This is a genomic window from Sphingopyxis witflariensis (genome assembly GCF_002205635.1).
Classification (GTDB): Bacteria; Pseudomonadota; Alphaproteobacteria; order Sphingomonadales; family Sphingomonadaceae; genus Sphingopyxis; species Sphingopyxis witflariensis.
In genome coordinates this window covers 1-13518 of the sequence record NZ_NISJ01000002.1, presented here as the reverse complement: position 1 = coordinate 13518, position 13518 = coordinate 1, and the positions used below count along the sequence as shown (strand labels likewise).

At 63.1% G+C, this 13518-nt stretch carries 7 protein-coding genes; 4 read left to right on the top strand and 3 right to left on the bottom strand.

What is annotated here, in order from left to right; all coding sequences use genetic code 11:
• The first annotated feature begins 42 nt into the window (after positions 1 to 42).
• The 3 genes from CDQ91_RS04075 (at position 43) to CDQ91_RS04065 (ending at position 6383) form a co-directional block, all read left to right on the top strand.
• Positions 43 to 2340, top strand: coding sequence for a TonB-dependent receptor (locus CDQ91_RS04075; protein WP_158213613.1), 2298 nt, complete (start codon positions 43 to 45; stop codon positions 2338 to 2340).
• A gap of 64 nt (positions 2341 to 2404) precedes the next feature.
• Positions 2405 to 4132, top strand: coding sequence for an arylsulfatase (locus tag CDQ91_RS04070; protein WP_088471462.1), 1728 nt, complete (start codon positions 2405 to 2407; stop codon positions 4130 to 4132).
• 103 nt (positions 4133 to 4235) lie between these two features.
• On the top strand, positions 4236 to 6383 hold the full coding sequence (locus CDQ91_RS04065; protein ID WP_237245810.1) for a beta-glucosidase: 2148 nt from the start codon (positions 4236 to 4238) through the stop codon (positions 6381 to 6383).
• A gap of 161 nt (positions 6384 to 6544) precedes the next feature.
• On the opposite strand, the gene CDQ91_RS04060 is transcribed toward CDQ91_RS04065, so the two are convergent.
• From CDQ91_RS04060 to CDQ91_RS04050, 3 genes are read right to left on the bottom strand one after another with little or no spacing between them, the layout of a single operon-like run.
• Positions 6545 to 7927, bottom strand: a complete 1383-nt coding sequence (locus CDQ91_RS04060) for an efflux transporter outer membrane subunit (protein WP_088471460.1) — start codon at positions 7925 to 7927, stop codon at positions 6545 to 6547.
• Positions 7920 to 10997 carry an efflux RND transporter permease subunit gene (locus tag CDQ91_RS04055; RefSeq protein ID WP_088471459.1) on the bottom strand — a complete coding sequence of 1026 codons (3078 nt, stop codon included), beginning with the start codon at positions 10995 to 10997 and terminating at the stop codon, positions 7920 to 7922. Before CDQ91_RS04055 ends, CDQ91_RS04060 begins: the two co-directional genes overlap by 8 nt.
• Position 10998: 1 nt before the next feature.
• Positions 10999 to 12063, bottom strand: coding sequence for an efflux RND transporter periplasmic adaptor subunit (locus CDQ91_RS04050; RefSeq protein WP_237245809.1), 1065 nt, complete (start codon positions 12061 to 12063; stop codon positions 10999 to 11001).
• Positions 12064 to 12727: 664 nt separating this feature from the next.
• Here CDQ91_RS04050 and CDQ91_RS04045 point away from each other — a divergent pair.
• Positions 12728 to 13360 (top strand): hypothetical protein, encoded by a 633-nt coding sequence (locus tag CDQ91_RS04045; RefSeq protein WP_144036680.1) that lies wholly within the window; start codon positions 12728 to 12730, stop codon positions 13358 to 13360.
• Positions 13361 to 13518: the final 158 nt, after the last annotated feature.

Here is a 13518-nt window from a genome sequence, read left to right as displayed (position 1 = left end):
ATGCGCGGGACGACCGTCGAAAATATCTGGGGGAGGATCAGAATGAATTATCGTCACAAAGCGCTTTGGCTGTGCACCGCCGCGATCGCGATGTCGGTGCCTGCTGTCGTTCAGGCGCAGGATGAAGCAGCCGTTGCGGCGAACGAAGCCGGGAGCGATGAAATCATCGTGACGGCGCAAAAGCGCGAACAGAATTTGCAGAAGGTTCCGGTTTCTATCTCGGTGCTCTCGGCGTCCGCGCTGTCGGACAATCGGGTCAACGGCCTGGAACAATTGTCACAGGTCTCGCCTTCGATCGGCTTCACCAACAGCGCCAACACGCGCGGGCAGGGGCTTTCGATCCGCGGTATCGGCACGCTCAATTTCTCCGATGGCGTCGAGCCGTCGGTATCGACCGTGATCGATGGCGTCGTCATCGGCCGTTCGGCGGCGTCCTTCTTCGATTTCAACGATATCCAGCGTATCGAGGTGCTCCGCGGGCCGCAGGGAACGCTGTTCGGTAAGAACTCTTCGGCGGGGGCGCTGAACGTCGTCACCGAAAAGCCGAGCCTGTATGACTCGAGCCTCGAAGCGTCGGCGAGCTATGGCACCTTCAACGATGTCCGGCTGAAAGGCACGGGGTCGCTCGTTCTCGACGAAGGGCGTGCGGCGCTTCGCCTGTCGGGGTTCCGTTCGACCGCGGACGGCATCATCACCAACACCTTCAACGGCAAAAAGCTCAACAATGCCGACAGCTGGGGCGTGCGCGGCAAGTTCCTCTTCGAACCGAGTGATGCCACCTCAATTTATGTGATCGGCGACTATGGTGAGAGCAACCGCGACTGCTGTGTCTCCACCGTGCGTTCGGTCCTGCCGACGACGACCTACTATAACGGCCAGACGCGCGCTGCGCTGTTGTCGGCACAGCATCTGGGGCCGCTCAACCGAGAAGTGACGATCGACGGAGAGCCTTTCAACCGTCAGAAAACTGGCGGTGCGTCGGTCGAGATCAACACCGAACTCGGCGGGCAGACGATTACATCGATTACGGCCTACCGCGAATTCCGGGTATTCGACAATAATGACGCCGACGGCGTGTCGCTACCCGTCGCCAGCGTCAACAATGCGCGCCAGAAGCAGCAGCAGTTCACACAGGAATTGCGCCTGACGTCGCCATCGGGCGAGCCGATCGAATATGTCGTCGGCCTGTTCTATTTCTGGCAGGATGTGGTCAGCCAGACACAGGTTAAGGGCAATCTGGTCGTGAACCTGCCGGCGGGGCAATATCTGGGCAATCAGGTCGATCGCGATATCACCACCAAGAATGTCGCCGCGTTTGGCCAGTTGACCGCGCACCCGACCGACAAGCTGTCTCTGATCGGTGGTTTCCGCCTGACGTCAGACCAGTCCGTGGCGCATTTCAACCGGACGATCCTGCCGGGCGCTCTCGCGGTGATGCCGAGCCTTGGCGGGCCAGTCTATATGTCGCCGACGCTGAAGGCCACGGACACCGATTTCAGCTATAAGCTGGGCGCGCAATATCAATTCTCGCCCGACATCATGGCGTACTTCACCTACACGCGCGGATATAAGGGACCCGCGCTTAACCTGCTGAACAACCTGACCGCAGCGACTGTCAATTCCGGGCTCGCGGTGCTGAAACCCGAAATTGCGCAAAACTGGGAGGGCGGACTCCGCACGACCCTTTTCGACCGGATGCTGACGCTCAACGTCACGGGTTTCTATGAAACCTTCACCGATTTCCAGGCGCAGACCTATAGTGCGGCGTTGACGTCGTTTCAGCTTACCAACGCGGGCAAGCTGATTACCCAGGGTGTCGAGGTTGAAGCGATCCTGCGGCCTGTCGATGGCCTGACGCTGACCGGCAATCTGGCCTTTACCGATACCGAGGTGCGCGGACTGGTCCTCAGTTGCTACCCGGGACAGACGGCGGCGCAGGGCTGTCAGACCGGTAATAGGCAGGATGTGTCCGGTGAAGCACTGACCAATGCGCCGAAATGGGCCTATTCGATCAACGCCAACTATGGTGCCGACATAGGAAATAATCTGCGGGGAAGCGCCAATCTGGCGTACACTTACCGCTCGCAAGTGTTCTTCAGCTATCGCGATCCGAAGACCATCCAGCCGGGCTATGGGCTGCTCAACGGCCGCGTTTCGCTCGAAACGCAGGACGGGCGCTATCGCGTATCGGTGTTCGGCAAGAATCTGACGAACAAGCATTTCGCCAGCTTCATCGGTACCGGCCTGCTCGACACCTCGGCTACTGGTGCGGGTTACACCCAGCTTTTGACCCCCGATGCCTTCCGTACCTTCGGTGTCGAGGGCGCGGTCCGCTTCTAGTTGTTATCACAGCGGGGGCGCCAGTGGATTGGTGACCCCCGCGGCCATATGGAGCGCCTGATCCATGCAGATTTCCCGTCGCGGCTTTGTCGCCACGCTTCTCGCTACCACGACCCTCTACAGCGGTGCGGGGGCACGGTCTTTGGGGCATGGCGGGCCGCGGCCCAACATCATCACCATCGTCCTCGATGACGTCGGCTATTCCGACCTCGGTTGCTTCGGCGCCGAGATTCGTACCCCGGCGATCGACAGTCTGGCGACGGCTGGCCTGCGTTACGTACATTTCGATACCAAGTCAGTCTGCGCCTCGACCCGAGCGTCGATGCTCACGGGGCGCAACAGCCACACAATCAATATGCCCGACGTGCCCGACATTGCTGCGGTGATGGGAAAAGACCCCAATATAGCGCGCCTGTTCCGTATGCCCGGCAATGCGCAGAATATGGCGCAGGTGCTGCAAAAGCAGGGCTATGCCACTTGGGCGGTCGGCAAATGGCATATGATCCCGATGGACGAACTGGGCCCGGATGCCGGGCGCGGCAACTGGCCGTTGCAGCGCGGCTTCGACTATTTCTATGGATTTCCTCGGGGTTGGACCGATCAGTATCGCCCCGAACTGGTCGAGAATGACGGCTATCTCAAGCGCGACTTTCCCGCCGATTATCATCTCTCCGTCGATCTCGCCGATAAGGCAATCAGCCTGATCGACGACCATGTCGCCGCGAAGGGCGACAAGCCTTTCTTCATGAACCTGGGCTTTGGCACGGCGCATTCGCCGATCCAGGTCGCGCGCAAATATTCGGCGCCCTATGATGCCATCTATGAAAAAGGCTGGGACGCGGTCCGCGAGGAACGCTTTACCCGCATGAAGCGGATGGGCCTGATCCCGGCAAATACCCGAATGCCGCCGCGCGAGGCGCGCGACCGGGCGTGGGACGATCTGTCCGACGATGAGAAAGCCGTCTTCGCTCGCTATATGGCGGTGTACGCGGGCTTTATCGAGCATTGCGACGAACAGATCGGCCGATTGCTCGATGCGCTGCGAAAAAAGGCGCTGTTCGAAAATACCATCATCATCCTGATCTCGGACAATGGTGCGGCTTCCGAAGCGGGGCAGGAGGGCTTTTTCGACGGTCTCTATCGTGCAAACAATATCCCGATCGCGGAACAGCGCGCGCGGATCGACGAATTGGGCACGGCCAAGACGCAGGCGGAATATCCGCGGCCTTGGGCGATGGTCGGCGATACGCCGCTGCGGCGATACAAGCTCTGGCCCTATTCGGGCGGCACCCGCACGCCGATGATCTTTCACTGGCCGCGCCATGTAACCGACCCGGGCGCCATCCGGCGGCAATTCGTCGATGTCATCGACATCGCGCCGACCCTGCTCGAGGCGGCCGATACGCGCTTCGATTCCGTAGTCGACGGGGTAATGCAAATCCCTGTCGCGGGACGCTCTTTTCTCTCGTCGGTGCGGAGCAGGAAAGCGCCCGGACGGCAGGTCCAATATTTCGAGCTGCGCGGTAATCGGGCGATCACCAGCGGTCGCTGGCGGGCGGTCGCCATTCACGATTGCGACCAGCCCTATGCCAATGATCGCTGGGAGCTGTTCGACCTCGAAAGCGACTTTGCTGAAAGCACCGATCTTGCCGCCAGATATCCGGCGAAGGTCAAGGAATTGAAGGCGCTTTGGGACGATCAATGGGCTCGATATGGGACCGGCGAACTGGCGCAGCCGACGGCGCTGACGTGCCGCTATTCGGACATGTTTGACCGCCGTCCGGTGGGTTAGCCGGTTGCCGACCGGCAGAGACAAATCAAAAATACAGGGGAGCGGGACGATGCGAGGCCTATATGCGACGACAGCGCTGGCGATGTTTTTTGGGGCAACGACAATGACGGCTTCTGCTCAGGATAAAGCGGCTCCAGCCCGCGTCGAAGCGGCAGCGGACGACTGGGCGGCAAAAATCGAAGCGCAGATGACCGATGACGAGCGTTTTTCGATACTCCACGGCTTCATGCCGATTCCGCTTGGCCCTTATGCCAACCCCGAACTGCAGGCGAAATGGCCGAAGGATGTGATCCCGGGGGCCGGCTATGTCGCCGGCGTGCCACGCCTCGGTATCCCGTCGCAGCGTGCGACCGATGCCAGTCTGGGCGTGACCAACCCCTTTGGCGTTCGCAAGGGCGACACGGCGACGGCTTTGCCTGCCGGTCTTGCGATCGGCGCGACCTTCAATCCCGAACTGGCGTTTGCGGGCGCGCATCTGGTCGCCAGCGAAGCGCGCGCCAAGGGCTTCAATGTCCTGCTTGGCGGCGGCATCAACCTTGTCCGCGATCCGCGCAATGGACGTAACTTCGAATATATTTCGGAAGATCCGCTCCTCTCTGGGGTCATGGGCGCCGAGGCGGTCCGGGGCGCACAATCGGCGGGCGTCGTGTCGACGGTAAAGCATTTCTCGCTCAACTCGAACGAAACCAACCGCCACACCTGGAATGCCGAGATCGACGACGCCCCGCATCGCGAAAGCGATCTGCTTGCCTTTCAGATCGCGATCGAGCGCGGCCGGCCGGGGTCGGTCATGTGCGCTTATAATCTCGTCAACGGCGAGAAGGCGTGCGGTAACGATCATCTGATCAACACGGTGCTCAAGCGCGACTGGCGCTACAAGGGCTGGGTGATGTCCGACTGGGGCGCGGTGTCGGGGGCCGATTTCGCAATTAAGGGCCTCGACCAGCAGGCGGGCGAGCAGCTCGACAAGCAGGTGTGGTTCGACGCGCCGCTGAAGGCCAAGCTCGCCGACGGCAGCCTGTCACGCGAACGCCTGTCCGACATGGTCCGGCGCATCCTGCGCTCGATGAAGGCAAGCGGCCTCGTCGATGCCGCACCGGCGCCCGCGGTAGACATGGCGGCGCATGCACAAATCGCGCGGCAGGTCGCGCAGCAGGGCATCGTGTTGCTCAAGAATGACGGCAATGCCCTGCCGCTCGCCGCCAATGTCGCGTCGGTCGCAGTGATCGGCCGCAACGCGCATGTTGGCGTCCTCTCGGGCGGCGGATCGTCGCAGGGCCTGCCGCCGCGCGGCTGGGCGGCATCGGTGCCGGTCGGTGGCGGCGAGGGATCGATCGGTGCCTGGCGGGTCGAGCGCTGGTTCGCGGGCGCTCCACTGACGGCGCTGAAGGAGGCTCTGCCCAAGGCGCATATCGGCTTCGATCCCGGACTTTATTCGCAGGACGCCGCGGCACTGGCGGCACGCTCCGACGTCGCGATCGTCTTCGTCAGCAAATATGAGGCCGAAGGGTTCGATTCCCCCGATCTCTCGCTTCCCGGCAATCAGGATGCGATTATCGAGGCGACGGTGGCGGCCAATCCCAATACCATCGTGGTTCTCGAAACCGGCAATCCCGTCGCCATGCCCTGGCTCGCCAAGGTGAAGGCCGTCGTCGCAGCCTGGTATCCGGGGCAGGAGGGGGCAGCGGCCATTGCCGATGTGCTGACCGGCAAGGTCAATCCGTCGGGCCGGTTGCCCGTCAGCTTTCCGGCCACGACGGAAACGCTGCCGCGTCCCACCATCCCCAGCTATGGCACACCCGAACACACGCATGTCACCGTGCGAATGACCGAAGGCTCGGATGTCGGCTATCGCTGGAATGCGCGGCAGGGGATCAAGGCGCTCTTCCCATTTGGGCATGGCCTTTCCTATACAGGCTTCGCCGCGCAGGGCCTCAAGACGGACGGCGCAAAGGCAAGCCTGACCGTGCGCAATACCGGAGAGCGGGCGGGAGCAACGGTCGCCCAGCTTTATCTCGTTTCGCAGGGCGGCAAGCCGACGCGGCGACTGGTCGGCTTCCAGCGCGTCGAACTGGCACCGGGAACCGAAAGGACGATCGAGATGACGATCGACCCGCGCCTGCTCGCCGACTGGAACGGTGCTGGCTGGACGATCGCGAAAGGCGATTATCGCTTTGCGTTGGGAGAAAGCGCCGAGGTGCTTTCCACGCCGGTCACGGTGTCTCTGAAAGGCCGCATCTGGCAGGACTAGGCCGAAATTCCGAACCCGGTGATGACCGGACGGATGCCCTTCGAGGGCTGACGGGCGACCATTGAAGTAAGGTGACGCCCGAATATCTGCCGCGAAAGGGCGCGCGCGGCAGATATTCGGCTATGCACAGGCGAGGCTGCCAACCTGTCGTATCGCCGGTTTCAGCCCCAGCCGCCGCCCAATGCCTTGAACAAATCGATCCGCGCGGACCCTAGCTGCTGCTGCGATGTCGCCAGCGTGGCGCGGGCTTCGATGAGCGATTGCTGCGCGATGACGGTATCGAGCAGCGACACCGATCCGGCCCGATAGCGGGCCTGCGCGAGGCCGTAGCTGGTCTGCGCCCGGTCACGGGCTTCGGTCAGCGCGGCATGGCGTTGTTGTCCGGCATCATATCGGGCCAGCGCCTGTTCGACTTCCTTAAGTGCGCCGATCACCTTGCCGTCGAACGTGGCGAGCGATGCCTCGCCCTGCGCCTCTGCCTGTTTGACCCGCGACCGGGCGACGGCGACGTTGGGGAAGCTCCACGACAACAGCGGACCCAAGGAAAAGCCGAAGCTGTCGCTACCCTTCGTGTCATCGTCGCGCAGGAAATTACCGTTCGCGCCCAACTGGATGCGCGGATAAAGATCCGCCGTTGCGACGCCGATCCGGGCGGTGTCGGCGGCCAGACGGCGTTCGGCCTCGCGCAGATCGGGGCGCCGGCGCAGCAGTGCGTTGCCGTCGCCAATCGGGAGGGTAGCGATCGGCGCCGGGATGTCGGTGCAATTCTGTGCTTCGATCGGCACGTCACCCGGCTGGCCGCCGAGCAAGGCCGCCAGTTCCAGCAACGCGACGCGGCGCAGGCCATCGAGTTCCGGGATGGCGGCACGCGCGGTGGCGACCGCACCCGCCGCGCGTTCGACCTCCAGCCGCCCGACTGACCCGGCCTGTTGCTGGGCGGTGACGATGCGCAGGCTGTCCTCGGTCGTTGCAAGCGATGTACGGGCGATCATTGCCGATGCGCCAAAGGTGCAGGCGTCGCCATAGGCGCGCGCGGTTTCGGCGGCGACGGTCACACGCACGGCGTCGCGAACGGCTTCGACCGCCTCCGCATCCGCGCGCGCGGCACCGATCGCACGGACGACACGGCCGAACAGATCGACTTCCCACGACAGGGCGAGCCCGCCGCTGTGCGTCCATTGCTCGTTGCCCGCGGGCTGCGGGGAACCACCCGTGGCGCTGCCATAGCTGGTGCCGCCGCTGAGGCCCGTGGACGGGAGCCGCCCGGCGCGCGTTTCGCCCAGCACGGCCTGCGCCTTTGCAAGATTGGCACTCGCAACGCGCAGATCGGTGTTGGCGGCGAGTGCGCGCTCGACCAGCCCGTCGAGGACAGGGTCGTCATAGAGCCGCCACCAATGATCGGGCAGCGCGGCCGTGCCGTCTACGCCATGTGCTTCGGTTATATACGCGCCCGCCGATTTCACCTCGATCTGCGGCGGTTCATAATGAGGACCGACGGCGCAGCCGGCGGTGGTCAGGGAGAGGAGGAGGATGAGCTTACGCATATGCGATCTCCGCTTGCGCCAGTTCGGCTTCGCGCGCGCTGTGCGACGTCGCGCGATGGTCCCTGGCGATCAGGCTGTAGACGGTGGGAAGGACGAAGAGGGTGAACAGGGTGCCGATGAGCATCCCCATCACGACGACGATGCCGATGGCGAAGCGGCTGGATGCCCCGGCTCCGTTGGCGAAGAGCAGCGGGACGAGGCCCGCGACCATCGCCGCGGTGGTCATCAGCACCGGCCGCATCCGCACCGCCGCCGACTTGCGGATCGCGGCGATCCGGTCGAGCCCTTCGTGTTTCTGGATCTGATTGGCGAAGGACACCATCAGGATGCCATGTTTGGAAATCAGGCCGATCAGCGTCACGAGCCCGATCTGGGTATAGATGTTGAGCGTCGCATAGCCCAGCCACAGCGGCACCAGCGCCCCGCATATCGCCAGCGGCACGGTGACGAGGATCACCAGCGGATCGCGGAAACTTTCAAACTGGGCCGCAAGCACGAGGAAGATCACGATCAGCGCAAAGCCGAACGATATCGTCAATCGGTCGCCTTCGGTCACATATTGGCGGCTGTCCGAAAGCCAGTCGACGCTGGTTCCGGCGGGTAGCGGCTGGCCCTTCAGGAAATCAACCGCCTGTCCCATCGTCACGCCGGGGGCGAGGATCGCTGAAAGCGTCGCCGAATTCATCTGGTTGAACTGCGACAGGCGATTGGCCTCGGGGCGCATCTCGACCTTCGTGACCGTCGACAGCGGTACCAGCGCACCCGATGCGGTCTTGATATGATATTGACCGAGATTGTCGGGCGTCAGCCGCTGCGCCGCCGGAACCTGTGCGATGACGTCGTAGGAGCGGTCGTGCCAGTTGAAGCGGTTGACGTAATTCTCGCCGACCATCGTCGCCAGCGTGTCGGCGACGGCTTCCATCGTGATCCCCATTTCGCCGGCCTTGGCGCGATCGATGCTGATCCGCGCTTCGGGGCTGTCGAAGGCGAGGTCGCTGTCGACGAAGGCGAACAGGCCGCTTTTCCACGCGGCACCCTTCACCTTTTCCAGCGCGGCATAGAGTGTGGTGAAATCGTCCGATGACCGGATGACCATTTGCACCGGCAGGCCGCCGCTCGAGGCGGGAAGGGCGGGGGCCTGGAAGGCGGCGGCATAGACGCCGGTGACACCCGAACCCTTGGCGTTCAATTCGCCTTGGATCGCATCGGCGCCACGCTCGCGTTCGTCCCATTCCTTCAGGATGACGCCGCCAAAGCCGTTGTTCAGGCCGTCGGTGCCATTGTCGAACCAGCTGCTCACATATTCGGGAAGCCCGCGGAACATTTGTTCGACCTCATGGGCATAGCGGGTCGTATAATCGACATTGGCATATTGCGGCGCTTTCGTCTGAACGAAGACATAGCCCTGGTCTTCCTGCGGCGCGAGTTCGCGCTGGGCACCGGTGAACAGGATGATGATTGCCCCCATCACTACCGCGCCGACCAGCAGCACGGCAGGCCGCGCGGCCAGCGTTGCACCGAGCAGACGGCCATAGTTCTGCGTCGCACGCTGCATATTATGCTCAATCGCACGCGACAGCTTGCCCTCGTTCATCTGGCTGTTGAGCAGCAGGCTGCTCATCATCGGCGACAGAGTCAGCGCGACAACCCCCGACACGACGACCGATCCGGCGAGGGTGAAGGCAAATTCGCGGAACAACGCGCCGGTCAGTCCGCCCATCAGGCCGATCGGCGCGTAAACCGCCGCGAGCGTTAGCGTCATGCCGATGACTGGCCCGACAATCTCTCGTGCACCGAGCAATGCGGCGCGAACCGGCGACAGGCCTTCCTCGATATGGCGGTGGATATTCTCCACTACGACGATCGCGTCATCGACGACCAGTCCGATCGCCAGCACCATAGCGAGCAGCGTCAGCAGGTTCAGCGAAAAGCCGAAAGCCAGCATCAGCGCGGCGGTGCCGACCAGCGACAGCGGGATCGTCACCACCGGAATCAGCACCGCGCGCAGCGAGCCGAGGAACAGGAAGATGACGACGACGACGATCACGATTGCCTCGACCAGCGTATGGCTGACCTCGTCGATCGAGGCATTGACGAAATGCGCGACGTCGAACTGGCTGACCACTTCGACGCTTGGGGGAGCGACCCTCTGCATGTCCGGGATCAGCGCCTTGACCGCCCGGACGATCTCGAGCGGGTTGCCGTCGGGCGTGGGGGTGATGGCGATGGAGACAGCGCGCCGGCCCGAACTCATTGCGTTGCTGTCGTAATTTTGCCCGCCAATCTCGACGGTCGCGACGTCGCCCAGCTTGACGATGCCGCCGTCGACGCGCTTCACCACCATCTGGCGAAAGGCGTCGAGGTCGCGCAGGTCGGTACCGGCGGTGATGTTGATCGCGGTGTCGGTGCCTTTCAGACGCCCCGGGGCCGACTGGACGTTGTTCGCTCGCAGCGCCGCGGCGATATCTCCCGCCGACAGGCCGCGCGCGGCGAGGCGCACGGGATCGATCCACACGCGCATTGCCAGCGTCTGCCCGCCGCTGATCTCTGCCGATGCGACCCCCGGAACTGCGGTGATCAGCGGCTGCGCGATACGCGCGGCGAAGTCGGTGATCTGCGGGACGGGCAGGGTGTCGCTGACGAAGGCGATATATTGCACGGCCGACGCCCCATCGGTCATCTTGGTGATCACCGGATCATTGGCCCCGGCTGGCAGGCGATATTTGACCTGCTGTACCTTGGCCAATATTTCGGTCATCGCACGGTCGGCGTCGGCGTTCAGCACCAGCTTGGCCTTCACCTGGCTTTTGCCGAGGGTCGAGGTGGAGGTGAGATAGTCGATGCCGTTGGCGGTCGCGATCGCCTGTGCGATCGGGGTGGTGACAAAGCCCTGCATCACGTCCTGCGTGGCGCCGGGATAACCGGTGTCGACGACGATGGTGGCGCTTTCCATATTCGGATATTCGCGCACGGGCAGCGAAAAGAGCGCCGCGCCGCCGACGAGCAGAATCAACAGGCTGACGACCACCGCCAGAATCGGGCGGCGGATGAAAATGTCGGTGAAAGCCATCTCAGCGTGCTCCCTTGCGCGCGGGCGCCAGCGTGACCGGCGCGCCGGGCTGGACGCGAAGCTGGCCACTGGTCACCACGACATCGCCGGCCTTGAGGCCGCGGGTCACGACCACCTTGTCGCCAAAGCGGCGGCCGGTCGTGACGGGCACGATCTCGGCGGTGCCGCTGCGGCCGCCCTTGCTCATCTTTACGCGGGTGATGCTGTCGCCCGACGCCGATGTCTGGATCGCGGTGGCGGGGACGACGAGCGCGCCGGCGATCGGCGGCAGCGCAAGTCGCGCGGTCACATACATTCCGGGGCGCAGCGCAAGACCCGGATTGGGCAAGGTCGCCTGCACCATGACATTGCGCGTATCCTTGCCGACTTGCGGCTCGATGGCTGTAACACGCGCCGTAAAGCGCCGGTCGGGCCAGGCGTCCGACAGGATTTCAACGGTCGCGCCGGGTGTCAGTCGCGAGAAATCCTGCTGCGGCACGGCGAAGTCGACATAGAGGCTGTCGAGCGCGGTCAGTGTCGCGACCGGATCTCCGGGGTTGAGATATTGGCCCAGATTGACCTGCCGCACGCCGAGCGTTCCGGCAAAGGGTGCGCGCAGCTGCTTCTGCACGATCCGCGCGTCGATCTGCTGAATCACAGCCTGCGCCTGCGCCTGCTCGGCGCGGCGCTGTTCGAGCAATTCGCGCGGTTCCGCGCCCGAGGGTTCCAGTTCGCGCGAGCGTGCGAGTTGTAGCCCGGAAAAATCGGCCTTGGCCTTTGCTGCCGCGCGATCCGCGCGTTCGGGTGCGTCAAACAGCTGCACGAGCAATTGTCCAGCGCCGACCTGTGCGCCCGCGGCAAACCGGATCGCGGTCACCCGCCCCGCCACTTCGGGAGCCAGCACGACTTCGCGAACGGCGCGGAGCGAGCCGATCGCCTCCAGCGCAGCCGGCACGTCGGTCGGGGTGACGACGGCCGTTGCCACTGGAACCGGCGGCATCTGGCCCGGTCCATTTTCGGCGGTCCGCGCCGATCGCCAGGCATAAAGGCCGCCGATCAGCAGGATGAGGCTTGCTCCTACCAGCAAGATCGGACGCCAGTGAAGCGATCGGGGGGGCGGAGATTCGGGAGAATATTCGAAAGTCGACATGAGAGCCTCTCAGAAACCGACAGATGGTCGATCATGTTGGGACGATTGGTTGTGCGAAAACTTGGCAAGAGGGGCGCGTCCCCGATGGGAAAGCGGCTACGCAATCTTGGGGGGCTGATTGCTATTGCGTCCCCGGCAGATGGCGAACCGGAGTACGGTCCTGGCCGCGCCGGTGAGCGCGCTCATTGCCGCATGGAATGGTCGACGATGTGTTGGTGGCACAGGCCGTAGGGGCATGCGATCGCACGGCTCTCCCGGCCTGTGCCTGGAGGCCGGGAGAGCCCGGTTTTTCTTCGTATCTGTACAAGCGATGCTCCCATATTCGAATCGGGGAGCGCTTCTATAGAACCTCAACCCAAGTTGAGATAAAGCGAGAAATTCAGTGGTGGACGGAGCTTGGCGGAACATGGTCGCGCTGCAGCGGGTGGTTTCGCAAAAGCCATGACAGACCTCGTTCCGCTATCGGCCAGATTGCGCGTGACAGCCGATTTCCATGGTTATTCCGCGTCTTGCGCTTCCTGCGGCCGGAAACAAGCTGTGTTCGCCGCCGATTTCGCTGCTAGCATGCCGGTCGTTGACCGAAACAGGATATGGATGTTCGATGCTTTTTGTGGCTCTTTTTCTGACCGCTGCCGATCTCCCCGCCTTTGACCAGGTCGCCATATTGCAGCGCTGTGCCGAGGAACATGGCAGCAATGTGGATGGCCAATTTGGTTGCCTGAAGGAAGAGATGGAGGATCATCACCAGTTTCGGCTGCTATGGACCCACGATCGGCCGGAAAACCGGGCAGGTTACCGTCAATGCCTCGCCAGACACTGGGAAGAAGGCGAGCAACCGGATTGGGGAATGGCCAATTTCTGCGCGGAGCGAGCCACCAATCCTCAAGCGGAAGCATTGGAATCCGGTGGAGCATTCAATGTGAAAGCGGCAGCGGCCTTTTGCGTGCATGAGGGGAAGGAGCGAATGGTCTCTCCCGATGGCAGCAGGCGCGAAATCGAAAATGCGGAATGTCTGTCCGACCAGGCCGCCGGGCACCGTGGCTTTCGCCTGATGCGCGCGCAGATCGGGAAAGAGGCATCCGGCCTTGATGCCCCGGCGCTCGATTATTGCTATCAGAACTGGATAAAGGACAAGGCTGACGAGGGCGGTAGCGATTGGAACATGGCCAATTTTTGTGCGCATCAACAATATAGCGCGCGCTTGCTTCTGAATGAGCTGAAGTCCGGCCAATAGGGCCTTGTGCTAGGCCGTGTTGACAAAAGGGATTCCCAAACCCGCCTTGTTCTGATTCAAGACTGCTTTTTGAGGGGCAGTCATGGGTCGCGGGGATTTGTCGGACGCGGAGTGGGATCTGATCGGGCCGCTACTGCCGCCTGAGCGCGGTCGCTGGG